Source organism: Aureimonas sp. D3 (assembly GCF_001463805.1).
Taxonomy (GTDB): Bacteria; Pseudomonadota; Alphaproteobacteria; order Rhizobiales; family Rhizobiaceae; genus Aureimonas; species Aureimonas ureilytica_A.
Map to the genome: position 1 here is coordinate 87,730 of NZ_BBWM01000014.1, position 23,021 is coordinate 110,750.

Here is a 23,021-nt window from a genome sequence, read left to right on the forward strand (position 1 = left end):
GTTGCCGCGAGAGAGGGCCGAGCCGGCGAACCCCGGCGCGCCTTCGCCATTGTGACCTCATGAAGCAAGGATGAGGAAAGAGACGATGGCCGACAGCTTGGACCTTCCTCTCCCGTCGGACGACATCCCTCACGGCGCGGCCGACCTCCCCTCCTTGCGCGTTGAAAGCTACAGTCTCGACCTGCGAGAGGAGGACGGCTTCGTCGGCGACAAGGCCAGCGAGACCGCCTTTCGCGAGCTTCTGGACGAATGGCGCGAGCGCCTGTCCGGCCGGGGCGCCAAGCCCTTCGGCGAGGAGCCGACCGAAGAGCTGGAGCGCGACGAGTTGGACGAAGCCTCGCGCGGCCCCGCGCGGCATCCGAATGAAGCGGCCGAGGCGGAGACGCTGGAGCGCGCCCTCGCCGAGTTCTCCCGCGACCTGACCGACGCGCTCATCCGCTTCCTGCAGACGCCCTCATGGCGCGGCACGCAGCGCATCGTCTGCGGCGGCGGGCTGCAATCGGCCGAGATCGGACAGGAGGTCTTGCGGCGCGCCCAGGCCCATCTCCGCGAGGCGGATTGGAATATCGCTCTCACCCCGCTCAGCCACGAGCCCGATGATGGCGGCATGATCGGCTGGGCCTATGCCGCGCCGCCCGAGCTTCTGGCGCAGGGCAACGGGTTTCTGGCCGTCGATATCGGTGGCACGAATCTTCGCTGCGGCCTCGTGTCGTTGCCGAGCGGCGTTGGCGCGCCGGACGTCGTCGCCCGCGAAAAATGGTGCCATGCCGACGAGACGCCGAGCCGGGACGAGATGGTGGAGCACATCGCCGCCCTGCTGCGCGACATGGCCGGCGAGGCGGAGCGGCACGGGCTGCGTCTCTCGCCCGTGATCGGTCTGGCCTGCCCCGGCCTGATCCGCCCGGACGGCGCGATCACAAGCGGCGTGCAGAACCTGCCGGGGGACTGGAGCGAGGATGGGTTCTTTCTTCCTGAGCGCATCCGGCGTGCCGTGCCTCTGCTCGCCGGGCAGCCGAGCGTGGTGCTTCTTCACAATGACGCTGTCATCCAGGGCCTCAGCGAAGCGCCCTCGATGCGGGAGGTCTCGCGCTGGGCGGCGGTGACGATTGGCACCGGGCTCGGCAATGTCGCCTTCCGAAACCACGCTGCATTCGAGCAGTGAATCCTGCCGCTACGATTAAGGAAGTGATTACATCTGCCGGCGATAGTGCGCTCATTCATTCAAGAAGGAGTCACCATGTCGGACACGGTTGGGATCGGCGGAAGCCGCATCCGCTCGTTCGTGGAGCGCGTGGAACAGCTGGATCAGGAAATCCAGGATCTGATGGAAGGCAAGAAGGACGTCTTCGCCGAGGCGAAGGGCGAAGGCTTCGATGTCAAGATTCTGAAAGAAATCATCAAGCTGCGCAAGCAGGACAAGGACGAGCGCGACGAACACGAAACGCTGCTCGACCTCTATCTGCGCGCGATGGACGAGGCCCCGGCCGAGACCGCCAAGGCGGCCTGAACCCCGGCGGCGCGGGCTAGATTGCCCTGCGCCCCTCGTCCTCCAAAGCCCTCTCCGCCCGCCGGCGGGGAGGGCTTTCTCATGCCGCGATGTCAGTTCTGCGAGACGGGGCGATAATCCACCAGCGGATCGGCCTCGACCTTGGTCATGTTGGTCACGCCCAGAAAAACGATGCCGCCGGCAAAGAGCAGGCTGAGGGTGAGAAGGCCGTATCGAAGAAAGCGAACGTGAAAAGGGCTGCGGCTGCGCATGGGCGTCCATCCATGAAATCGTCAGGTCAATAATCGCGTGATGATGGCTGGGGTTCCCTGGCGGCCCGACAAATCCTTTCCATTTCGTAAAAATCCCGAGACCTAACAGCAAGATAAGGCGTCAACAGCCCGAGGCGCCTGCCGTAGGTCGAGCCCTTCATCGCCCGCCATCGCCCCTTGTTGCGGTGCAACCTCAGCCGACCCTCGTCGTTGCCCGGCTAACGACAAGGAAACGCCTATGGTCCTGCCTGAATCCGCCCGCCTGCCCCGAATGCTGCGCTACATCGGCTGGCCGCTCGCCCTGCTTTTGGTCTGGGACGTCCTCGTCACGCTCGCCTATGTCTATCTACCCCATCCCGAGTTCGAACTGCCGATCCTGCCCATGACGCTGCTGGGCTCGGCGCTGGCGCTGTTCCTCGGCTTTCGCAACAACAATGCCTACAACCGATGGTGGGAAGCCCGTACGCTCTGGGGCGCCATGGTCAACGCCTCGCGCTCCTATGGCCGGGCGGTGATCCACCTCATCGACAAGCGGCCGGAAAGCCACGACCTGCGCCATGCGCTCGTTATGCGGCAGGTCGCCTATGTCAACGCCTTGCGCTGCCATCTGCGCCGCCAGCCCGCGCTCGAGGAAATCCGTCCCTTTCTGGGGGAAGGCGAGGCCGAGGGGCTGAGATCCGCCGCCAATGTGCCCAATGTCATCCTCAACGAAACGGCCGCGCTCTTGTCGGACGCGATGCGCCAAGGCTGGATGGACTCGATCCGCCGCACCCAGATCGAGCAGTTGCTGGTCGATATGAGCAATGCCCAAGGGGGTATGGAGCGGATCAAGAACACGCCGCTGCCGCGCGAATACGCCTATTTCCCGACGCTCTTCGTGCAGGTCTTCTGCATCCTGCTGCCGGTCGGCCTCGTCGACAGCTTGGGCATCTACACGCCGCTCGCCTCCACCATCGTCGGCTTCATGATGCTGGCCATGGACCGGATCGGCGGCGATCTGCAGGACCCGTTCGAGAACCGCGCCCACGACGTGCCGCTGACCTCGATCTGCCGCACGATCCAGATCGATCTGGAGCAATTGTGCGGCGAGCCGGACGTGCCGCCGCCCGTGCGCCCGGTTAACCATGTGCTTTGGTAGGATCAATAGCAGGGCGCGCGGAAAGCTTTCGTTAACCGCGCGCATGGTTTCTGAAACCTTCCGATACGAGCGAAGGTTCGAGCCATGGATATCGTCACGACCCTGTTCTCCTTCATCCTGACCATGGGCGGTTTCGCGGTGCTCGTCTCCGTCGCGCTTCAGCTTTCGGGCGACAAGAGCCCCAAGCCGCGCAACGCGCGCTGATATCGGGCGCTCCATCCGCCATCAGCTAAGCGGGCTCTGCTCACTCACGGGCCATTCCCTTGCAAAGCTCGCGTCCCGTTGGGGGAGCGGGCTTTTCGTGTTGTTGCGATCCACCGCATTGCAACCACAAGCTTCAAGACACTTTCGCGCCCGCGACAAGCTCATCTCACGAAACCGTTATAGCGGCGTAATCTCTCGTAGATTCCCGAGAGACAAACCCGGCAAACTCGGTCTTTTCATCCTCCTGACCGCCTCAAACTGACAGGTTGTCGCAGTCATCATCCAAGGATTGACGCGACAATACACGTCACTCTCCTGCAACACTTAGAAAATGCCCACGAGCGGCCTCTTGAGCGGGGGAGATAAGCTGTCATCTTGAAGCACAACGGCACGAGCAGCCGGGGAGATTTCGAGCTTCCCTGTCGCTCATGCCCCTCTGATACGAGAGGCCGAAAGAGCCTCCCTGCAACTGGAGCCTGTGCCATGAAGACCATCGCCCTCCTTCTCGCTTCCGCCGCCACGCTCGGCCTCGCCTCGCAGGCTCTGGCCGCCGACGTCGTGTATCAGGAGCCGGCCGCGCCCATCGCCGTCGCGCCCGTCGTCAACTGGACCGGCCTCTATCTTGGCGTTCAGGGCGGCGGCGCGTTCAACCCGGACAATGGCGACAATCTCGCCATCGTGCCGAACTTCACCGGCGCCGGCGCGACCTTCCTGACCAACGCCTTCGGCTCGAACTTCTCGACCGAGTTCCAGTCGAGCTTCATCGGCGGCGCGCATATCGGCTACGACTATCAGGCCGGCAACTTCGTGGTCGGCGCTCTGGCCGACATCAACGCGCTCGACATCGCCCAGCGCGCCAGCGCCTTCTCCAACACGCCGGCCGTCTACACCGCCGAGCGCAGCCTCGACTATCTCGTGACCGGCCGCCTGCGCGCGGGTTACCTCGTCACCGAAAGCGCGCTGCTCTACGCCACGGGCGGCTTCGCCTATGGCGAGGTGGACTATCGCTTCGGCACCAACAGCCCGGCCGTCACCGCCGCCTTCCCGGCTCTCGTCAACACGAACGAGGACGAGTGGGGTTACTCGGTCGGCGGCGGCATGGAAGTGAAGGTGACGCAGAACATCTCCTTCGGCGCCGAATATCTCTACACCAATCTCGGTGACAGCGGCTCCTTCACTCGCCTGAACGGCGGCCCGTTCGACGGCGCGGCCGCCGCCGTGGTGCCCGGCCAGTTCACCGACTTCCGGAGCCAGGGCGACTTCGACTTCCACACCGTTACGGCGAAGCTCTCCTACCGCTTCAACTGATACGGCGGGGATCGCGCTCCCCACACGATCCCCTTCGAAAGGCTCGCCCGGCGAAAGCCGTGGCGGGCCTTTTCGTGTTGTCACAGAGCGTTGACGGCGCGCGCGGCGATGGCGCGCAGAGCCCTTGCGCGCCGAAGGACTTTTCAAACCGCTCTCTGGCTATAAGTCAGTCCTTATAGGGGTCGGAGGGAATACATGGCATCGGACGAAGATCCGATCATCACGGTGCTTCGTTTGTCGGAAGAGACGGACGATCCGGACGAGCTGACACAGCTCTTCCGTGAGACGCATCCCGACCTGCCGCATCAGGCCTTTCTCGACGCCTGCATGGTGGCGCTCGACATTATCGGCTCGCGCCCCGCGCGCCTTCACTGACCGGCCCCGACGCGATACGTTGGTTCACGGCCTCACGCGCCTTTCTGCCCCAGGGCATCGGCGAGCTAGAATGAGCGCATTTCGTTACCTGCCGTTAAGAGAGCATTCAGTACGATTTAGGGGTGTCCACCTTACCAGTCGTCCAAGCGTTGCCTCGCGCGTTAGACCTCTGCAATTGAAAGGCCGCCGATGCGGTCCCGATCCGGTTTGGTTCCTCTTGCATCAAACAGACGGGGCGCGAAGGCGAGCGAGACACGAGGCTGCACGGCTTCCCAAAAGCGTGCGGAGTGGACACCAATGAACCGATTGGACTGGATGACCCCGTTCCGGCGGCTCGCTGCGTTTCTGATCGATTTCGATCCGCGCGACGCGCGCGACGGCCCCCTGCCGGACAGCGTGCAGACCGAGCGCGTGGATTTCGCGCTGCGCCTGGCACCGCTGACGGCTATCACCGCCTTCATGGTGGTTCAGGTCATCATCGTTCTCTACTGGCGTAGCGGCTATGGGGTCTATCTCCTCGGCCTTCAGATCGGCAGCGTCGCGCTGGCCATCCTGACGCTGGAGAGCTGCTGGCGCTGGCGTGGGCGCGGCGACGCGCAGCCCATCACCCATCGGTTTCGTCAGGCGATGACGGCGACGGCGCTTCTCGCCGGCCTGCTTCTGGCATCGGTGCCAGTGGTGCTCTTCGCGCAAAGCGATATGCAGGGTCGGCTTCTCATCGCCTCCACCTGTGCCGGGCTGATCGCGACGGGCATGTGTCTGGCCACCGTGCCCCGTGCCTCGATGGCCTATGTCGGGCCGATCGTCTGCGGCTCGTTCCTGGCGCTCGCCATGACGGGCGAGCCGGTCAATCTCTATGTCGCGGTTCTTCTGGCCTTCTACGCGCTCTTCATCTTCACGGCGATGTTCCATCTGCGCCGCCTCGTGACCAAGCGCGTCCTCACCCAAATCGAACTGACGCGCCAGCAGGAGCTGACCAATCTCCTGCTCAACGATTTCGAGGCTCATGCCAGCGACTGGCTTTGGGAAACCGACGCCGGGTTGCGGATGCAGCATGTCTCGCCCCGGCTGGCGGAAGTGCTGGACCTGCCCGAAACCGTCCTGCACGGGCTGACCATGGCGCGCTTGTTCGGCGCGGCGGGCGCAAACCCGCAGGAAAAGGAGCTGGCGGCCCTGTTCCAGACCATGGCCGACAAGCGCGAGTTCCATGGCGTCGCGATCCGCCTGCGCTTTTCGGGCGAAGAGCGCTGGTGGAGCCTCAGCGGCAAGCCGATCGAGGACGAGGACGGGGCCTTTGCGGGCTATCGGGGCGTGGGCTCCGATATCACGGCGCAGCGGCGCTCGCAGGAGCATCTCTCCTATCTCGCCACGCACGACCCACTCACAGACCTTCCGAACCGCGCCCTGTTTCAGCAGACGCTGGACAGCTATAGGGCGCGCGGCGAGTCGAGCGGATTCGCGGTCATGTGTCTCGATCTCGACGAGTTCAAGAACGCCAACGACACGTTCGGCCATGCGGTGGGCGATGCGCTGCTGCGGGAAGTGGCGAACCGGTTGCGCAGCTTTGTCGGACCCCACACATTCGTCGCGCGGCTCGCAGGCGACGAGTTCATGGTGCTTTACGACAATGGCGACCGTCGGGCCGTCGCGCGGCTGGCCGAGCGCATCCTCGCCACCATCGCCCGCCCCTGCCGTCTGGGCGACATTCATCTGGGCATCGGCGTCAGCATCGGCATCGCGGTCTCGCCTTGCGACGGCGGGGAGGATCTGGTGCGGCGCGCCGATCTCGCGCTGTACCGAACAAAGAGCGAGGGCCGCAACGGCTATCGTTTCTACGAGGCCGAGATGGACGAGCGCCTCGTTCGCCAGCGCGCCTTGGCGGCGGACCTGCGCGGGGCGCTGGAGCGGGGCGAGTTCCAGCTTCACTACCAGCCGCAGGTCCACGCCCGCTCCGGCGCGATCTGCGGTTTCGAGGCGCTTTTGCGCTGGAACCATCCCAAGCGCGGCGAGGTGCCGCCTTCGGAGTTCATTCCGATCGCCGAGGAAACGGGCGTCATCATGCCTCTCGGAAATTGGGCGCTGCGCGAGGCCTGTCGCACGGCCGCCAACTGGCCCGAGGAAATCGGCATTGCGGTCAATCTCTCGCCCATCCAGCTGCGCCATACCGACGTGCCGAAACACGTGGAAGATGCGCTCCAGACGTTCGGCCTGTCGCCTGCGAGGCTGGAACTGGAGATCACCGAATCCGTGCTTCTGGAGGCGGCCGCTCAGGTCAACACCAAGCTGGCGCGCCTGCGCGCGCTGGGCGTGCGTCTGGCGCTGGACGATTTCGGCACCGGCTATTCCAGTCTGGCCTATCTGCGCCGCATCGCCTTCGACAAACTCAAGATCGACCGCAGCTTCGTCACCGATCTCAATGGCGAGGGGGCGGATATGCCCATCGTGCGCTCCATCGTCTCGCTCGCCAAGGCGCTGGGCATGGTGGTGATCGCGGAAGGGGTCGAGTTCAAGGAGCAGCAGGCCTGCCTCATCGATCTCGGTTGCGACGAATGCCAGGGCTTCCTGTTCGGCCGCGCCATGACGGCGGACGCCGCCAACGCTCTGGTGCGCACGGCTTTCCCCGCACCCGATCTGCGGTTGGTGAGCTGACGAAGAGGCCCGCCGACGGAGGCCTCGCCAAGCGTCAACGCTGACACAAGCGTCAACGCTGCCCCGAGCGTCAACGCTGACTGAGCCTTCGCAGGGAAACGCCTAGAGCGCTTCCGATAGGCTGGCTGCCCCTGCCCCACGGGCATTCAGGCCGGAGGTCTTCGGCCAATAAGGCAGGAAGCCTCGAATGATGCTGGCAGGAATGTCGAGCGGACGATAATCCTTCGTGTCCACGAACATCAGCGACTGCGAGCCCCGGCCGAGAAGACCTTGATTCTCGCTATGAATCTCGTGCGCGAGGGTGACGAATTTGCGATTGTGCGTTTCGATGCGGATGCGCACGATGATGGGCTCGAACTCCTGCGCCTCGCGGCGGAAGTCGTGCTGGAACGAGCGCGTCAACACATAGAACGAGGTCGAGGCGAGATCGAACTCGGGCATGCACTGGTTGAAGAACAGCTCCCGCGCCTTGCCCACCCAGCGCATGTAATTGGCGAAATAGACATTCCCGACCGAATTGGTGTCGTCGTAGGTCGGCACCATGCGCATCACGAACCAGTCGCCATCGAAGCCATGCGCGGCCGAAAGCTCGGCGACCTTGCCCGCAGGCGCAAGCGGCGCGAGCTGAACCGGTTGGTTTGTCGGCTCCAAAGGCGCGTCCGCCTTGCTCGGCTGTGTTTCAGGCTCGCCGGGCTGCAACAGCATGGGCAGCGCGCCGATCAGTGCGACAAGCGCCGAGAGCGCGAGAAGGCTGGGCACCGGCCCGGCATAGCCGATCACGAAGAGTAGCATGGAGGCGAAGCCGATCAGATAGCACAAGACGCTGTCGTAGCGCCCGCGACGCCCCAGCACCCGCGCCAGAAGACAGGCCGCCGGCCCCGCGAGAAGCGTGGCGAAGGGCATCATGAGATAGATCATCGGGAGTTGCGCCTGCACCGCAAGAGCAGCGAGAGCGACGGCCAGCGCCAGAACCCAGAGCGGCGAGGCAACAAGCGAGGCGGGCACGATGGCCAGAAGCGGGCTGCTGCTGCGCGCCGTCACCCCGGCCAGAAGCCAGCGGAGCGCGGCGTAAGCGCCGTCCACCGTCGATAGGAGCGCGATCGACGCCCAGACCAGAAAGGCGCTGCCTGCGAGCCCCCCGCCCCGTTCGGCCAGCGCGCCCGCCACCGAGGCCGACTCCCAGAACTCGGAGGACGCCGCAGGCGGCGTCACCATCCCGGCCGCGACCGCGAGCCCGGCATTGAGAAGCAGAAGCCCGAAGAACAGGGCCGCCCCAAGTCCGTAAGCCAGCCTCACCGAGCCGCCGGCCTTGCGGATTTCCACCGCGCGCTGCCATTGCTGCGCATCGGTCCAGGGTCCGAGAAGAAAACCCACCAGCGTCGGCAGGACGAGACCGAAGAAGCGGCCATCCAGCCCGTCGATCGCCCCGAGAAGCGGCTGACCTCCCCCTCGCAGCGTGACGAGGGCGACCAGCGCCGCGCCGACACCCAACGGGAGGTACAGGGCATGAAGGCGTCGGATCATGCCGATCGAAACGGCGTGGCCGATGGCGCAAGCGGCCAGAACCACGAGCCCCGCCAGAAGCGCCATGGCCGGAACTCCGCCCAGCGGCGCGAGATAGGCGACGAAGGCCTGAAGGCTCACCGCGACGGCGGCGATCTGGGCCAGAAGGAAAAGGCCGGTGAACGGCCCTTGAAGGCGGGGCCAGAGCATTACTGGATCGCGCCCCGGCCGGCCGAGAACCCACCCGAACAGAAAGAAGCCCGAGGCGTTGGCCAGCGCGAAGGCGAAGAACCCCGTCCAGCCATAGGTTCGCGTCACATGGATCGCGTAGAAGAAGCCGAGCCCCCAGAACCAGGACAAGGCAATCGTCGGAACCCAACCGAGAGACGTACGGAGGGCGGAATGGGGCATGATATTCGCCTTGGACGCGTAAATTCTGAATCAAAACGTCTGCGTTTGGACGCATTTCGTCAATGATTTTTGATCAGCCATCCAGATAAATTTTCACCCGATTGGGTGAGCACCCGGCGCGCACCACAATAACCCGGGCGATCATTTATTGTGCGGTTGAAATAGAACGCCTTTCGCATCAATATTTCCAGACAGATGACCGCATCGTCGCTATCGCGCCTGCGCAAACAAGCATCGTCACGGTGAGAAAACGGGCAGGTTTCCGCACCCACAACCTGAGAGCACAGCCCTGATCGATCTTCGCCGAGCCCGTGAGACAGGACCCACTTTGGTCGAGCCGGTTTGGCCGTTGGTCGGCCTGCCTCTAGACCCCTGTCAAACGCGTGGGCAGGCGAACGCGCTCACCGCTGATCTCGTCCAGAATCGGACAATCGGGGCCTCGTCCCTTTTCGCAATCCTGCGTCAGGGAGGCGAGCGAGCGCTTAAGGGTCTGAAGTTCCTCGATCTTACGGTCGATCTCGATCAGGCGCCGACTGGCCAGCCGGCGGACTTCGTCGCGCTGGCTCCCCTCTCCGCCATAGAGCGCCAGCAGCTTGCGCGCCTCGTCGATCGAAAAGCCGAGCGAGCGGGAGCGCTGAAGAAAGCGCAGGACATGCACGTCGCGCTCGCCATAGTCGCGATAGCCGTTGGCCGCGCGGGCGGGCCGCACGAGACCCACATCCTCGTAATAGCGTATGGTTTTCGGCGGCAGGCCGGACCGCCGCGAAGCCTCCCCGATATTCATCCGAACCCCCGGAGTGTTACCCTGTATCCACAGGATCGGCACAGACATGTCGCCGCCCTGTGGATCGTCAACTGTGCTCGCACCGCAACAATGAATTCTTAACCACGCACCGGTCTAATCTTCACGTTGCCAGACATGGGTCGGAGGCGTACGGATCGGGCACCCTCAATGGGATTGCTTGTCCGGGGCTTGCGACATGATCTGCCCGCCCGCCCCGCAGCCTGCACCGGACGTTTCATGAAGACCCGCTCGAATCCGCTTCTCCTCGGCGTTTGCCTCGCCGCCATGGCTGCCCTCGGTGCCTGCACGACCACGCAGCAGCAGCGCGCCTCCATCGTCAAAGTCGCGCCGATGGCCCAGGCCTATGTCGCACCGACGGAAGAGATCAAGTCGGGCGGTCCGCTCGGCCCGGTCGAGTTGACGGCCTATGATTCCTTCGAGGATGGCGGCTTCAAGCTTCCGAAAATCCCGGCGAACAAGATCAACGCACAGTTCCTGCGCCAGCGCGTGGTCTACAATGGCGAAGGGCTGGAGCCCGGCACCGTTGTCGTCGACACGAACAACCACTTCCTCTACGTGGTCGAGCCGCAGGGCACCGCGATGCGCTACGGCATCGGCGTCGGCAAGGCCGGTTTTGCCTGGTCCGGCGAAGCGCAGATCAAGGACAAGCAGCACTGGCCGAAGTGGTTTCCGCCGGTCGAGATGATTGCGCGCCGCCCCGAACTCAAGCCTTACGGCAATGAGGTCGGCATGAATCCGGGCCTCAACAACCCGCTCGGCGCGCGCGCTCTGTATCTCTACCAGGGCAAGAAGGACACGCTGTTCCGTCTGCACGGCACGCCGGAATGGTGGTCGATCGGCAAGTCGGTCTCGTCGGGTTGCATCCGTCTGATGAACCAGGACATCGTCGATCTCTACGACCGCGTTCCGATGAATGCCCGCGTGATCGTGCTCCAGGGCAAGGAAACGCTGGAAGATCACCGCCGCGCGGCACCGCAGAGCTAAACAGTTTCAAGAGCGGGGGACCGCTCCGGCCGGGCGCTTCGGGGGAAGCGCCCGGCCTTTTTTATGCGCTCTCGGCTGGTCTCGGAGCCCGCCTTGCCCGACGCGCCGGGCTGTTCAGGCTACGGTTCCCCTTGCTGCCGGGTGTCTCGCGCTCGGGGCAGCGGACGGCGTTTCCGCTGCCCGCGCCGCAGCCGGCCTCCTCTGCGCGCGAAGGCTTGCAAGCCGAATCACGCTGGGTTTTGCGCCGTCGCGCGGCTCTCATGCGCCATCCCAACACGCAGGCAGAGCGCAAGCGTGACCGCGTTCAACCCATGCCAGAGGAAGTGCGTGCCCAAGGGCCAAGAGGGGCAGACCGCCCCGTCCGCCATGCGGAAGAGAAGCGAGAGTGTGAAGACCGCGCCGGCGCTCAAAAGTCCTAGCCCCGACGCCTTTCGGCCAATGCCCATCAACCAGAGCGCCATGCCGTAGAGCGCCAGTAGCGCCGGCAGATAGGCTTCCGACGATCCGAGAAGCGGCTCGGCCAAGGGTGCCACGAATTGGTCGAAGGCGACAAAGGCGAGAAGCCCCAGCAGCGTCAGCGGCCAGGACAGGCCGACGAGCCGCCGCAGCGCCAGCGTGAAAAAGCCGAAGATGAAGAGCGCGATGGGCAGGACATCGGCCAGAGCCGACCAGCGGTTGGCAAAGGTATGGAACAGGAAGGAGCCGACACCGATCACGCCGACGAGCCCGATCAGAGCCAGCATGGCCCGCTCGCCTCCGCCCCTCGCCCGCCAGCGCCGGAAGGCCCAGAGCGCGGCCAGAAGAAAGGCGAGATTGGTCAGCGCGTTGACCGGCTCGGACCAGAAAGCCGCGCTGGTCCGCTCGCAATAGGCGTCGATCGGGGTGGTCCAGTCCATGCCGCCTCCTTCTGAAGCACTTAACAAAGCCGACGCGTGGAGGATGGTCGAGGGCTTTTCGTTCGTCGGTGCAGGGCGCAGCCCGTCCTGATGGCGGGGCAAAGCCCTCCCTGCAGTCCGAAAGGCAGGAGAAATCTCAGGCTCTATGGACTGGCGAAAAACGGCCAGCCGCCCCAATGAGGTTGTGTTAGATGCCTTGGGAGCGACGATGGTTGCCGAGCGGTCAGCCGCCCCAAAGGCCCAGCGTCGCCAAGGCCAGCACGACATAGCGCGCGCCTTTGCCGAGCGCCACGAGCGGCACGAACCAGCGTAGCGGCACGTGCAGAAGTCCGGCGATCACCGTCAGCGCGTCGCCCACGATCGGCAGCCAGGTGAAGAGAAGCGAAGGCAGACCGAATCGCGTGAACCAACGCTCGGCCCGCGCCAATTGCGGGCCATCGGCCGGAAACCAGCTTCGGCCCCGGTAATGCGCGAGCGAGCGCCCACAGAGCCAATTCACCACCGCGCCCAGCGTGTTGCCGGCGGTCGCCACCAGCACGAGGGCTATGGGCTGCCCCGTTCCGCTCGCCAGAAGCCCCACCAACACCGCCTCGGACGAAGCCGGAAACAGCGTTGCCGCGATGAAGGCGGAGGAAAAGAGCGCCAGATAGGGCCAGACTTCGGTGATCATCGCGGACATGGGGCGTGGCCGGACAGGACAAGACCCGGCGGGGGCGAGAGGCCGCCGGCCGGGTCTTGGCGAAATGTAGGAGTCGGGCGGGAGGCCCGGCCAGGGATTAGGCGCGGCGCGCCTCGGCCTTCTTTTCGAGGCGGCGGCGATGCAGGACGGGCTCGGTATAGCCGTTCGGCTGCTCGCGCCCCTTCAGCACGAGATCGAGCGCGGCCTGGAAGGCGATGGAGCCATCGAAATTCGGCGCCATCGGCTGGTAGGCCGGATCGCCCGCGTTCTGCTTGTCCACGACGGCCGCCATGCGCTGCATGGTCTCGACCACCTGGGCCTCGCTCACGACGCCGTGCAGCAGCCAGTTCGCGATATGCTGCGAGGAGATGCGGCAGGTCGCGCGGTCTTCCATCAGGCCGACATTGTTGATGTCGGGCACCTTGGAGCAGCCGACGCCGGCATCCACCCAGCGCACGACATAGCCCAGAATTCCCTGCGCATTGTTGTCGAGTTCGGCCTGCACGTCCTCCGGCGTCCAGTTCGGGCGCACGGCGACGGGAATGGTCAGGATGTCGGTGAGTTGGGTGCGCGGATGGCCCTCCAGCTTGGCCTGCACCTCGGCGACATCCACCTCGTGATAATGCGTGGCGTGAAGGGTCGCGGCCGTGGGCGAGGGCACCCAGGCCGTGTTCGCGCCCGCCTTGGGATGGCCGACCTTCTGCTCCAGCATGGCGGCCATCTTGTCGGGCATGGCCCACATGCCCTTGCCGATCTGCGCGTGGCCCTTGAGGCCGCAGGCGAGGCCCGTGTCGACGTTGCGGTCCTCATAGGCCTTGATCCAGGTGGAGGCCTTCATGTCCCCCTTGCGGATCATCGGGCCGAGTTCCATCGACGTGTGCATCTCGTCGCCGGTGCGGTCGAGGAAGCCGGTGTTGATGAAGACCACGCGCTTGCGGGCGCGGCGGATGCATTCCTTGAGGTTGGCCGTGGTGCGGCGTTCCTCGTCCATGATGCCCATCTTGACCGTGTTGGGCTGAAGGCCGAGCGCGGCCTCGACGCGGGCGAAGATCTCGTCGGCGAACTCCACCTCGTCCGGCCCGTGCATCTTGGGCTTGACGATATAGACCGAGCCGGCGCGCGAGTTGCGCAGCCCTTCGCTCTTCTTCAAGTCGTGCAGGGCGATGGTGACGGTGAAGAGCGCGTCGAGCAGCCCTTCGGGCGCTTCCGAGCCATCGGACAGGAGCACGGCGGGGTTGGTCATGAGGTGGCCGACATTGCGCACCAGCATGAGCGAGCGGCCGGGCAGCGTCAGCGCGGAGCCATCGGGCGCGGTATAGGCGCGGTCGTCCTCGAGGCGGCGGGTGACGGTCTCGCCGCCCTTCTGGAAGGTCTCCTGAAGGTCGCCCTTCATCAGGCCCAGCCAGTTGCGATAGACGGCCGCCTTGTCTTCGGCGTCCACGGCCGCGACGGAATCCTCGCAGTCCTGGATCGTCGTGATCGCGCTTTCGAGGATGACATCACTGATCCCGGCGTGATCGGTCTTGCCGATCGGCGAGGTCCGGTCGATGACGATTTCGAGATAGAGGCCATTGTTGTTGAAGAGCAGCGCGGTCGGCTGGCCGACCTCGCCGCGATAGCCGGCGAACTGCTGCGGCTCGGCCAGCGGCACGAGGCGCGCGTCGCCCAGACGCGCGCAAAGCCGGCCATTCTCGATCTCGAAGCTCTTGGCGTCCGTCCAGGACGCGCCGTTCAGCGGCACGGCGCGATCGAGGAACGCGCGCGCCCAGGCCACGACCTTGGCGCCGCGCTTGGCATTGTAGCCGCGCCCGCGCTCGGCACCGTCCTCTTCGGAAATCGCGTCCGTGCCGTAGAGCGCGTCATAGAGCGAGCCCCAGCGCGCATTCGCCGCGTTCAGCGCGAAGCGGGCATTGAGAACGGGCACGACGAGCTGCGGGCCGGCCTTGGTCGCGATCTCGGGATCGACATTCTCCGTCTCGACCGAGAAGGCCGGCCCTTCGGGCACGAGATAGCCGATCTCGCGCAGGAAGCTTTCGGCCTCCGCGCCGTCCACCGCCGCGCCCTTGTGCTCGCGGCACCAGGCGTCGATCTGGAGTTGAAGCGCGTCACGACGCGCCAGAAGCTCGCGATTGCGCGGGGTCAGGTCGGTCAGAAGATCGGCCAGAGCCTGCCAGAAGCGGTCGGGCTCGATGCCGGTGCCGGGCAGCGCCTCGGTCTCGGCGAACTCCTTGAGGATGGACGAAACCTTCAGGCCATGAAGCTCGACATAATCGCTCATACGGCGCTCCCCTCGCATGCGTCGTCGAAAAAGACGGGTCGGCAAGCTGTGTCGGCCATGCGAGGGGCCGCTGTCAAACGGACTTTATCAAGACATGGCAGGGAACGGGCTTCCCAAACCGGGTGCCGGTCGGGAAACATGCTGGGCGGCGCGTCCCGGCGCCGCTCCGATCCATGAGGAAGGCTTGCCCATGAAATCGTCCCTCTTCGGCCTTGCCGCGATTCTTCTCGTCGGCACCGCCCTGCCCGCCGGGGCATTCGACCTGACGATCCTGCACATCAACGATTTCCACAGCCGCGTGGAGCCGATCAACAAATATGACGGTCCCTGCTCGGCCAAGGAAGCGGCCGAGAAGAGCTGCTTCGGGGGCATCGCGCGCATCGCCTCCGCCATCGAGGCCGAGCGCAAGGCGGCCGGCAGCCGCCCGGTCCTCCTGCTGGATGCGGGCGACCAGAGCCAGGGCTCGCTCTTCTACACCTATTACAAGGACAAGGATTCGGCCGAGTTCATGAACCGCCTCGGCTTCGAAGCCATGGCGGTCGGCAATCACGAGTTCGACGACGGCGTGCCAGTGGCGCTGAGCTTCGCGAGCGCGGTGAAGTTTCCGATGCTGATGGCCAATGCCGATCTGTCGCGCGAGCCCGAACTCGCCAAGCTGATCAAACCCTCCACCATCATCGAGAAGGACGGAGAGAAGATCGGCATTATCGGCCTCACCCCGCGCGACAATCAGGAGCTGACGGCGGCCGGCAAGTCGATCAATTTCACCGATCCGGTGGAAGCGGCCAAGCGCGAGGCGGAGAAACTGACCAAGGAGGGCGTCAACAAGATCATCCTTCTCAGCCATTCCGGCTACGAGGTGGACAAGCGCCTCGCGGCCGAAGTGCCGGGCCTAGACGTGATCGTCGGCGGCCATTCGCACACGCTTCTTTCCTCCACCGACCCCAAGGCCGCCGGCCCCTACCCGACCCTGGTGAAGGGGCCGGACGGACGCAAGGTGCCGATCGTGCAGGCCTATGCCTATTCGAAATATCTCGGCAAGCTGGACGTCTCCTTCGATGACCAGGGCCATGTGACCAAAGCCGAGGGCGCGCCGATCCTGCTCGATGCCTCCGTGCCGGAGGACGAGAGCTTCGTGGCGCGGGTCGCAGAACTCGCCAAGCCGCTGGCGGAGATCCGCAATAAGGTCGTGGCCCAGACGGCGGAGCCGATCGACGGCGCGCGCGAGGTCTGCCGCAAGGCCGAATGCGCCATGGGCGATCTCGTCGCCGACGCGCTTCTCGACCGCACAAAGGATCAGGGCGTCACCATCGCCATCGGCAATGGGGGCAATGTGCGCGCCTCGATCGACGCGGGCGACGTGACCATGGGCGAGATTCTCACCGTCCTGCCCTTCCAGAACACGATCGCGACCTTCCAGCTGACCGGGGCGGACATCAAGGCCGCGCTGGAAAACGGCGTCAGCCAGGTGGAGGACGGCGCCGGCCGCTTCCCGCAGGTGGCGGGCCTCCAGTTCGACTGGTCGCGCAAGGGGCAGGCGGGCGTCGATCGCGTCAAGGCCGTGCGCGTCAAGAATGCCGCCGGCGAATGGGTGCCGATCGACCCAGCGGCCACCTATACGGTCGTCTCCAACAACTTCCTGCGCCAGGGCGGCGACGGCTACAAGGTCTTCGCCGAGAAGGCTCAGAATGCCTACGACTACGGCCCCAACATGGAGGACGCCGTGATCGCCTATCTCCAGGCGAAAGGCACGGCCTACAAGCCTTACACGGACGGGCGCATCCACGAAGTCGAGTAGGCAAACCGCGCTCAGGCGCATCGCAGCATGAGGGAACCCGCGCCGGTGCTCCGGCCTGCTGGCGCGGGTTGCTTCTTCCACCAGCGCATGGAATTCGCTCGACCCGGCGGCGTCAGGGACTAATCTCCACTTCGACTGATGAAGGAGGCGAGATGGACGGCTTGGCGCAACTCGGGTTCGGACCCGGCAGCATTCTGGTCGTGGTTGTCGTCGTGGCGGTGCTCTTCGTGCTCGCCTCGACGGTGAAGATCGTGCCGCAGGGCTATAATTACACGGTCGAGAATTTCGGCCGCTATGTGCGCACGCTGACGCCCGGCCTCAACCTCATCACGCCCTTCGTGGAGCGGATCGGGCACAAGATGAACATGATGGAGCAGGTGCTCGACGTTCCGACGCAGGAGGTCATCACTCGCGACAACGCCTCCGTCGCGGCCGATGGCGTCGCCTTCTACCAGATCCTCGACGCCTCCTCGGCAGCCTACGAAGTGTCGAACCTGCAATATGCCATTCTCAATCTCGTCATGACCAATCTGCGCTCGGTCATGGGCTCGATGGACCTCGACGACCTCCTGTCCAACCGCGACACGATCTCCGAGCGCATCCTGCGCGTGGTGGACCAGGCGGCCCATGGCTGGGGCATCAAGATCACGCGCATCGAGATCAAGGACATCAACCCGCCGAAGAATCTCGTGGATTCCATGGCGCGGCAGATGATGGCCGAGCGCGAGAAGCGGGCCGAAATCCTCGAGGCCGAAGGCGCGCGCAACGCCAAGATCTTGCGCGCCGAGGGCGAGAAGCAGGCGCAGATTCTGGAAGCCGAAGGCAAGCGCGAGGCCGCCTATCGCGAAGCCGAGGCGCGCGAGCGACTGGCGGAAGCCGAAGCCAAGGCGACGCGCATGGTCTCCGAAGCCATTGCGGCGGGCGACGTGCAGGCGATCAATTATTTCGTGGCGCAGCGCTACACCGAGGCGCTCGCCAAGATCGCCTCCGCGCCCAACCAGCGCGTCATCTTCATGCCGCTCGAAGCCTCCTCGCTGATCGGCTCGATCGGCGGCATCGCGGAGCTGGCCCGTGCGAGCTTTCCCGACGCCGCGCCTGCCTCCGCCGTGCCGCAGGCCAGCACGCGGCGTCCGCCCGCCACCGTTCCCCCACGCGCCGGGGCGTAACCGGAATGGATGGGTTCACGTTGAGCTATGCCTGGCTGATCGCGGGCCTCGCGCTGCTCATGGGAGAGCTTCTCCTGCCGGGTGTCTATCTCCTGTTTCCCGGCATTGGCGCGCTGGTCATCGGCATCAACGCGCTCTGGCTGCCCGCCTTCAGCTGGCAGAGCCAATGGATCGGCTTCGCGCTGGTGACGGGCGTCGCCACCCTTCTCGGCCATCGCCTCTATGGTCGCCGCGCCAAGCCGGCGGGCGAGGCGCCTTTGAACGAGCGCACGGCGCGGCTTGTCGGGCGGCGGGCCGTGGTCAGCGAGGAGATCCGCAACGGGCGCGGGCGCGTCGCGGTGGACGATGGCTGGTGGAGCGTCGAAGGGCCGGACCTCGCCGCCGGCGCCCCGGTCGTGATCGAGGCGGCGGAAGGCTCGATCCTGCGCGTGCGGCCGGCGGAGCCAAAGACACCCGCTTGAGCCCAGCGGCGCTTACCGCTCGGCCAGAAGCACCCGGTGATCCAGCAGGAACTTGGCGAAGAAGGGCAGGCTCGCCGAGCCGACCTCGCGCGCCGAGCGGCCGATCGAGCCTTCCGTGACCGCGATCGGCTGGAGGCCCTGAAAGTCGAAGCGCTCCAAGGCCGCGCGCGTCGCCTCCACGAGACGGGCGCGCACAGGCGGCGGGAAACTGCCGTCGATCACCGCGCGCTCGAAATCATAAACCGCGAGCGATGAGGCGATCGCATAGGCGAGCCCTTCGGCCGCGGTTTCGACCCACTCGTCCAGAAGCGGCCCCAGCCCCGTCCAGTCCGCCTCGTGCCGCCAGAGTTCGACCGCCGAGCGCCCGGAGGCTTCCACCATGCGCTCCAGAACATGGACGGAGGCGACATGGATGAGCTGTCGGCGCTCGCCGAGCCGCGTCGGCACGGGCATGGAGCCGAGCGCGCCGGCATTGCCGACCCGGCCGGGCACCAGCGCCCCGTCCATGACGATGCCGCCGCCCACGAAGGCGCCGACGAAGAAATACACAAAATTGGCCGAGACGTCCGTGCCGAAGGCCTGTTCCGCGCCGCAGGCGGCGGTCACGTCATTGGCGATGAACACGGCTTCGCCGGTGGCGCGCTCCAGCTCGGCGCCGAAATCCACCGTGCTCCACTCGTCCATCTCGCCGGGCGGCGCGCCGTTCGCTTCCGCCCAGGACCAGATCTCGTAGGGCATCCCGACGCCCAGGCCGACAATGCGCCGCCGCAGGGCCGGGCCGAGCGACTGGCGCAGCTCGGTGCTCGCCTCCTCCACGAAGCGCATCACCTCGGCGCGGCGCGGAAAGCGATAGAGAATCGCCCGACTTTCGCGCACACGGCCGACGAAATCCATCAACACCATTTCGCTGGTGCGCCGACCGAGCTTGAGGCCGAAGGCGAAGGCCCCGTCCGGGTTGAGACGCATCGGGACCGAGGGCTGGCCGACGCGCCCGCGCCGCGGCTCGCCCGCCAGAACCAGCCCGTCCGCTTCCAGCGAGCGCATGATCACGGAGGCCGTCTGCGGCGACAGGCGCGACAAACGCGCGATCTCGGACTTCGCCAATTCTCCATGGCGGCGGATGAGCGACAGCACGGCGCGCTCGTTATGAGCGCGTAGCCCCGCCTGGTTCGATCCTCGAAGGGACTCGTCCCGCTCGGCCGTCCGGCTATCTGCCACCGACGTCGACATTTCCATCACCACCTGTCGACCCTCCCCGTCGACGCCCGCCCTGTCCCTGCGGGTTCGTGACGCGACCATGACGGAGACCTTGCCGAACTGTCAATAAATAAATCTCGGTGAGTTATTGATTGACAGCCCGTTCGAGATCGTGTCTGATCCGGCTATTCGAACACGGCGAGGAGGCCGGTTCGGGCCAGCCCGGAGAGCGGCTGGTCATTCTCGGGAGGGTTTCTGGTGAATCTGCGTCATCTCTTTGCGTCCGCCGCCGTGGGCGCCTTCGGTCTTCTCGCGCTGTCCGGCTCGGCCTCGGCCCAGAGCCCGATGACTGTCTGTCTCATCACCAAGACCGACACCAATCCGTTCTTCGTCAAGATGAAGGAAGGCGCCGAGGCCAAGGCCAAGGAACTCGGCATCAAGCTGCAGTCCTATGCCGGCCGCGTCGACGGCGATTCCGACAGCCAGGTGCAGGCGATCGAAAGCTGCATCGCGGGCGGCGCCAAGGGCATTCTGATCGCCGCGTCCGACACCAAGGGCATCGTGCCCGCCGTCAAGAAGGCGCGCGACGCGGGCCTCATCGTGATCGCGCTGGACACGCCGCTGGAGCCGCTGAACTCGGCCGACGCGACCTTCGCCACCGACAATTACGAAGCCGGCGTGCTGATCGGCCAGTGGGCCAAGGCCAAGATGGGCGCGGAAGCGGCCAACGCCAAGATCGCCTTCCTCGACCTCACCCCGCAGCAGCCCTCCGTCGCCGTCCTGCGCGACCAGGGCTTCATGGAAGGGTTCGGCATCGACGTGAAGGACAAGGCCATCGTCGGTGACGAAAGCGACAAGCGCATCGTCGGCCACGACATCACCAACGGCAACGAGGAAGGCGGCCGTCAGGCCATGGAGAATCTTCTCCAGAAGGATCCTTCGATCAACCTCGTCTACACGATCAACGAGCCGGCCGCCGCCGGCGCCTACGAGGCTCTCAAGAGCCTGGGCGTCGCCGACAAGGTGACGATCGTCTCGGTGGACGGCGGCTGCCCCGGCATCGCCAACGTCAAGGCCGGCGTCATCGGCGCGACCTCCATGCAGTATCCGCTGAAAATGGCGGCGATGGGCGTCGAGGCGGTCAAGACCTTCGCCGAATCGGGCAAGAAGCCAGAAGCTTCGGCCGGTCTCGACATCACCAACACGGGCGTCGATCTCGTCACCGACAAGCCGGTGGACGGCGTGAAGTCCATGGACTCGGCAGCCGCGTCCAAGGCCTGCTGGGGCTGAGCCCATCGCGGGGGGCGTTCGTTCCCCCCGCAACCTTTGCCAAGGGGCCGATGCCCCTTGGTCCCCTCCTCCTTTGACGGCGTGCCCCGGATCAGTCGAGGCGCTCGGTCCCGTTCGATTCGGGACGCGTCTTGAAGGATAGCGGGGGCTCGGGGCGCTAGCCCCGCTTCGAGCGATCTCACACCCTTCCGGAGGCCTTGGCGCATGAGCGAGACGACCACTCCCAAGGGCAGCGAATTCGAGTCCCAGCTGAACAAGAGCGACACGCGCGTCGCCGAGTTCAGCGGACACAAGCGCACGCCCCTTCAGCATCTCCAGCATTTCCTGCACGGCAACCCGACCATGGTGCCGGTGATCGTGCTTCTGGTCGGCATCGGCATTTTCGGATCGCTGATCGGCGGGCGCTTCTTCAACGCCTTCACCATGACGCTGATCCTTCAGCAGGTGGCGATCGTCGGCATCGTCGGCGTCGCGCAGACGCTGATCATCCTGACCGCCGGCATCGACCTCTCGGTCGGCGCGATTATGGTCCTGTCCTCGGTCATCATGGGCAATCTCGCCGTGGTGAACGGCGTTCCCGCCCCGCTCGCGCTTCTGATCGGCTTCGCGGTCGGCACGCTGTGCGGCGCGATCAACGGTGTTCTCGTCGCCAAGGTGCGCCTGCCGCCCTTTATCGTGACGCTCGGCATGTGGTTCGTGTTCGAGGCCGTGAACTTCATCTACACGCAGAACGCCACGATCCGTGCACAGGACGTGGAAGCGGCCGCTCCGCTTCTCCAGTTCCTCGGCAACACGTTCCAGATCGGCGGCGCGGTCTTCACCTATGCAGTGGTCTCCGTCCTGCTGCTCGTCGCGCTCTTCTACTATATCCTCAACAACACGGCCTGGGGCCGGCATGTCTACGCCATTGGCGACGACGAGGACGCGGCGCGCTTGTCGGGCATCCGCTCCAACAAGGTTCTGATCTCCGTCTACGCCGTATCCGGGCTGATCTGCGCCTTCGCCGGCTGGGCCCTGATCGGGCGCATCGGCTCCGTCTCGCCGACCTCGGGCTATGAGGCCAATATCCAGGCGATCACGGCGGTGGTCATCGGCGGCACCTCGCTCTTCGGCGGTCGCGGCTCGGTGATCGGAACGCTGGTCGGCGCTCTCATCGTCGGCGTCTTCGCCATGGGCCTGCGCATCTACGGCACCGACCCGCAATGGACCCGCCTCACCGTGGGCGCTCTCATCATTCTGGCCGTCGCGGCCGATCAGTGGATCCGGAAGGTATCGGCCTGACCATGTCCCATCTCGGCACCCAACCCGTCCTGCGCGCCCGCAATCTTCGCAAGAGCTATGGCCGCGTGGTGGCCATCGACAACGCCGATTTCGACCTCTATCCCGGCGAAATCCTCGCCGTGATCGGCGACAACGGCGCCGGCAAGTCGACCCTGATCAAGGCCCTGTCCGGCGCGGTGACGCCGGACGCCGGCGAGATCCTGCTCGACGGCAAGCCGGTCTCCTTCGCCAACCCGCAGGCCGCGCGCGACGCCGGCATCGAGACGGTCTACCAGCAGCTCGCGCTGTCGCCGGCCCTCTCGATCGCCGACAACATGTTCCTGGGGCGCGAAATCCGCCGCACCGGCCCGCTCGGCCAATGGCTGCGGATGCTCGACAAGCCCAAGATGCGCAAGATCGCGCGTGAGAAGCTCTCCGAACTCGGCCTCATGACGATCCAGAACATCGACCAGGCGGTGGAAACGCTCTCGGGCGGCCAGCGCCAGGGCGTGGCGGTCGCCCGCGCCGCCGCCTTCGGCTCCAAGGTGCTGATCCTCGACGAGCCCACCGCCGCGCTCGGCGTGAAGGAATCGCGCAAGGTTCTCGACCTCATCCTCGAAGTGCGCTCGCGGGGCCTCCCCATCGTGCTCATCTCGCACAACATGCCCCATGTCTTCGAGATCGCCGACCGCATCCACATCCACCGCCTGTCCAAGCGCCTCTGCGTGGTGGACCCCAAGTCCATCTCCATGTCCGACGCCGTGGCGCTGATGACCGGCGCGAAGACGCCGGAAGCGGAGATGATGGCGGCCTGATCGCCCGACGACGGAACGGCTCTAGGATTGCGGCTCCGAAGTTTCT

At 65.5% G+C, this 23,021-nt stretch carries 20 protein-coding genes; 13 read left to right on the forward strand and 7 right to left on the reverse strand.

Translation table 11 applies throughout. The features are described 5' to 3' along the window. Nucleotides 1-85: 85 nt before the first annotated feature. Entirely contained in the window at nucleotides 86-1,162 is a 1,077-nt protein-coding gene (locus AUL36_RS04685) for an ROK family protein (RefSeq protein ID WP_062218519.1), read from the forward strand. Nucleotides 1,163-1,237: 75 nt separating this feature from the next. Beyond that, nucleotides 1,238-1,507: a DUF2312 domain-containing protein gene (locus AUL36_RS04690; RefSeq protein ID WP_058601359.1), complete on the forward strand. Its 270-nt coding sequence runs from the start codon at nucleotides 1,238-1,240 to the stop codon at nucleotides 1,505-1,507. A 92-nt stretch (nucleotides 1,508-1,599) separates the two neighbouring features. On the opposite strand, the gene AUL36_RS23650 is transcribed toward AUL36_RS04690, so the two are convergent. Next, complete coding sequence (locus AUL36_RS23650) at nucleotides 1,600-1,758, reverse strand: hypothetical protein (RefSeq protein WP_156418258.1); 159 nt, start codon at nucleotides 1,756-1,758, stop codon at nucleotides 1,600-1,602. Nucleotides 1,759-1,996: 238 nt separating this feature from the next. Here AUL36_RS23650 and AUL36_RS04695 point away from each other — a divergent pair, with 238 nt between their 5' ends. The 4 genes from AUL36_RS04695 to AUL36_RS04710 all read left to right on the forward strand — a co-directional run bounded on the left by AUL36_RS04695 (nucleotide 1,997) and on the right by AUL36_RS04710 (nucleotide 7,432). Then, nucleotides 1,997-2,896 carry a bestrophin family protein gene (locus AUL36_RS04695; RefSeq protein WP_062218521.1) on the forward strand — a complete coding sequence of 300 codons (900 nt, stop codon included), beginning with the start codon at nucleotides 1,997-1,999 and terminating at the stop codon, nucleotides 2,894-2,896. A 687-nt stretch (nucleotides 2,897-3,583) separates the two neighbouring features. After that, nucleotides 3,584-4,408 (forward strand): outer membrane protein, encoded by an 825-nt coding sequence (locus AUL36_RS04700; RefSeq protein ID WP_058601361.1) that lies wholly within the window; start codon nucleotides 3,584-3,586, stop codon nucleotides 4,406-4,408. Between the two features lie 195 nt (nucleotides 4,409-4,603). After that, entirely contained in the window at nucleotides 4,604-4,783 is a 180-nt protein-coding gene (locus AUL36_RS04705) for a hypothetical protein (protein WP_062218523.1), read from the forward strand. Nucleotides 4,784-5,080: 297 nt separating this feature from the next. Further along, nucleotides 5,081-7,432, forward strand: a complete 2,352-nt coding sequence (locus AUL36_RS04710) for a putative bifunctional diguanylate cyclase/phosphodiesterase (protein WP_244497029.1) — start codon at nucleotides 5,081-5,083, stop codon at nucleotides 7,430-7,432. 102 nt (nucleotides 7,433-7,534) lie between these two features. Here AUL36_RS04710 and AUL36_RS04715 read toward each other — a convergent pair whose 3' ends face one another. After that, nucleotides 7,535-9,346, reverse strand: coding sequence for an acyl-CoA thioesterase (locus AUL36_RS04715; RefSeq protein ID WP_062218525.1), 1,812 nt, complete (start codon nucleotides 9,344-9,346; stop codon nucleotides 7,535-7,537). 364 nt (nucleotides 9,347-9,710) lie between these two features. Then, complete coding sequence (locus AUL36_RS04720) at nucleotides 9,711-10,130, reverse strand: MerR family transcriptional regulator (RefSeq protein WP_058635176.1); 420 nt, start codon at nucleotides 10,128-10,130, stop codon at nucleotides 9,711-9,713. A 237-nt stretch (nucleotides 10,131-10,367) separates the two neighbouring features. On the opposite strand from AUL36_RS04720, the gene AUL36_RS04725 reads away from it, so the two are divergent. After that, nucleotides 10,368-11,135, forward strand: a complete 768-nt coding sequence (locus tag AUL36_RS04725) for a L,D-transpeptidase (protein WP_058601365.1) — start codon at nucleotides 10,368-10,370, stop codon at nucleotides 11,133-11,135. 227 nt (nucleotides 11,136-11,362) lie between these two features. On the opposite strand, the gene AUL36_RS04730 is transcribed toward AUL36_RS04725, so the two are convergent. The 3 genes from AUL36_RS04730 to AUL36_RS04740 all read right to left on the reverse strand — a co-directional run bounded on the left by AUL36_RS04730 (nucleotide 11,363) and on the right by AUL36_RS04740 (nucleotide 14,988). Further along, nucleotides 11,363-12,031 carry a ceramidase domain-containing protein gene (locus AUL36_RS04730; RefSeq protein ID WP_062218527.1) on the reverse strand — a complete coding sequence of 223 codons (669 nt, stop codon included), beginning with the start codon at nucleotides 12,029-12,031 and terminating at the stop codon, nucleotides 11,363-11,365. A 223-nt stretch (nucleotides 12,032-12,254) separates the two neighbouring features. Continuing rightward, the gene (locus tag AUL36_RS04735) at nucleotides 12,255-12,710 is read right to left on the reverse strand and encodes a YqaA family protein (protein ID WP_374700734.1); all 456 of its coding nucleotides are present in this window, start codon (nucleotides 12,708-12,710) and stop codon (nucleotides 12,255-12,257) included. Between the two features lie 97 nt (nucleotides 12,711-12,807). After that, nucleotides 12,808-14,988: a malate synthase G gene (locus tag AUL36_RS04740; protein WP_062218529.1), complete on the reverse strand. Its 2,181-nt coding sequence runs from the start codon at nucleotides 14,986-14,988 to the stop codon at nucleotides 12,808-12,810. Between the two features lie 190 nt (nucleotides 14,989-15,178). Between AUL36_RS04740 and AUL36_RS04745 the strand changes: the two genes are divergently transcribed. From AUL36_RS04745 to AUL36_RS04755, 3 genes are all read left to right on the forward strand, one after another. Then, on the forward strand, nucleotides 15,179-16,786 hold the full coding sequence (locus AUL36_RS04745) for a bifunctional metallophosphatase/5'-nucleotidase (RefSeq protein ID WP_062218531.1): 1,608 nt from the start codon (nucleotides 15,179-15,181) through the stop codon (nucleotides 16,784-16,786). A 152-nt stretch (nucleotides 16,787-16,938) separates the two neighbouring features. Further along, a complete protein-coding gene (locus tag AUL36_RS04750) occupies nucleotides 16,939-17,952 on the forward strand; it encodes an SPFH domain-containing protein (protein ID WP_062218533.1) in 1,014 nt (337 codons plus the stop codon). A gap of 20 nt (nucleotides 17,953-17,972) precedes the next feature. After that, complete coding sequence (locus AUL36_RS04755) at nucleotides 17,973-18,413, forward strand: NfeD family protein (protein ID WP_244497030.1); 441 nt, start codon at nucleotides 17,973-17,975, stop codon at nucleotides 18,411-18,413. A 12-nt stretch (nucleotides 18,414-18,425) separates the two neighbouring features. Here AUL36_RS04755 and AUL36_RS04760 read toward each other — a convergent pair whose 3' ends face one another. Further along, entirely contained in the window at nucleotides 18,426-19,649 is a 1,224-nt protein-coding gene (locus tag AUL36_RS04760; protein WP_306302823.1) for an ROK family transcriptional regulator, read from the reverse strand. A gap of 225 nt (nucleotides 19,650-19,874) precedes the next feature. Between AUL36_RS04760 and AUL36_RS04765 the strand changes: the two genes are divergently transcribed. From AUL36_RS04765 to AUL36_RS04775, 3 genes are all read left to right on the forward strand, one after another. Beyond that, nucleotides 19,875-20,900, forward strand: a complete 1,026-nt coding sequence (locus tag AUL36_RS04765) for a sugar ABC transporter substrate-binding protein (protein ID WP_058635272.1) — start codon at nucleotides 19,875-19,877, stop codon at nucleotides 20,898-20,900. A 204-nt stretch (nucleotides 20,901-21,104) separates the two neighbouring features. After that, on the forward strand, nucleotides 21,105-22,181 hold the full coding sequence (locus tag AUL36_RS04770) for an ABC transporter permease (RefSeq protein ID WP_058601372.1): 1,077 nt from the start codon (nucleotides 21,105-21,107) through the stop codon (nucleotides 22,179-22,181). 2 nt (nucleotides 22,182-22,183) lie between these two features. Beyond that, nucleotides 22,184-22,975, forward strand: coding sequence for an ATP-binding cassette domain-containing protein (locus tag AUL36_RS04775; RefSeq protein ID WP_058601373.1), 792 nt, complete (start codon nucleotides 22,184-22,186; stop codon nucleotides 22,973-22,975). The last annotated feature ends 46 nt before the right edge of the window (nucleotides 22,976-23,021 follow it).

What these genes read in the sequence shown, in the direction of transcription:
- AUL36_RS04685 (WP_062218519.1), top strand. Translation starts at nt 86, where the DNA reads ATGGCCGACAGCTTGGACCTTCCTCTCCCGTCGGACGACATCCCTCAC.
- AUL36_RS04690 (WP_058601359.1), top strand. Translation starts at nt 1,238, where the DNA reads ATGTCGGACACGGTTGGGATCGGCGGAAGCCGCATCCGCTCGTTCGTG.
- AUL36_RS23650 (WP_156418258.1), bottom strand. Translation starts at nt 1,758, where the DNA reads ATGCGCAGCCGCAGCCCTTTTCACGTTCGCTTTCTTCGATACGGCCTT.
- AUL36_RS04695 (WP_062218521.1), top strand. Translation starts at nt 1,997, where the DNA reads ATGGTCCTGCCTGAATCCGCCCGCCTGCCCCGAATGCTGCGCTACATC.
- AUL36_RS04700 (WP_058601361.1), top strand. Translation starts at nt 3,584, where the DNA reads ATGAAGACCATCGCCCTCCTTCTCGCTTCCGCCGCCACGCTCGGCCTC.
- AUL36_RS04705 (WP_062218523.1), top strand. Translation starts at nt 4,604, where the DNA reads ATGGCATCGGACGAAGATCCGATCATCACGGTGCTTCGTTTGTCGGAA.
- AUL36_RS04710 (WP_244497029.1), top strand. Translation starts at nt 5,081, where the DNA reads ATGAACCGATTGGACTGGATGACCCCGTTCCGGCGGCTCGCTGCGTTT.
- AUL36_RS04715 (WP_062218525.1), bottom strand. Translation starts at nt 9,346, where the DNA reads ATGCCCCATTCCGCCCTCCGTACGTCTCTCGGTTGGGTTCCGACGATT.
- AUL36_RS04720 (WP_058635176.1), bottom strand. Translation starts at nt 10,130, where the DNA reads ATGAATATCGGGGAGGCTTCGCGGCGGTCCGGCCTGCCGCCGAAAACC.
- AUL36_RS04725 (WP_058601365.1), top strand. Translation starts at nt 10,368, where the DNA reads ATGAAGACCCGCTCGAATCCGCTTCTCCTCGGCGTTTGCCTCGCCGCC.
- AUL36_RS04730 (WP_062218527.1), bottom strand. Translation starts at nt 12,031, where the DNA reads ATGGACTGGACCACCCCGATCGACGCCTATTGCGAGCGGACCAGCGCG.
- AUL36_RS04735 (WP_374700734.1), bottom strand. Translation starts at nt 12,710, where the DNA reads ATGTCCGCGATGATCACCGAAGTCTGGCCCTATCTGGCGCTCTTTTCC.
- AUL36_RS04740 (WP_062218529.1), bottom strand. Translation starts at nt 14,988, where the DNA reads ATGAGCGATTATGTCGAGCTTCATGGCCTGAAGGTTTCGTCCATCCTC.
- AUL36_RS04745 (WP_062218531.1), top strand. Translation starts at nt 15,179, where the DNA reads ATGAAATCGTCCCTCTTCGGCCTTGCCGCGATTCTTCTCGTCGGCACC.
- AUL36_RS04750 (WP_062218533.1), top strand. Translation starts at nt 16,939, where the DNA reads ATGGACGGCTTGGCGCAACTCGGGTTCGGACCCGGCAGCATTCTGGTC.
- AUL36_RS04760 (WP_306302823.1), bottom strand. Translation starts at nt 19,649, where the DNA reads ATGGAAATGTCGACGTCGGTGGCAGATAGCCGGACGGCCGAGCGGGAC.
- AUL36_RS04770 (WP_058601372.1), top strand. Translation starts at nt 21,105, where the DNA reads ATGAGCGAGACGACCACTCCCAAGGGCAGCGAATTCGAGTCCCAGCTG.
- AUL36_RS04775 (WP_058601373.1), top strand. Translation starts at nt 22,184, where the DNA reads ATGTCCCATCTCGGCACCCAACCCGTCCTGCGCGCCCGCAATCTTCGC.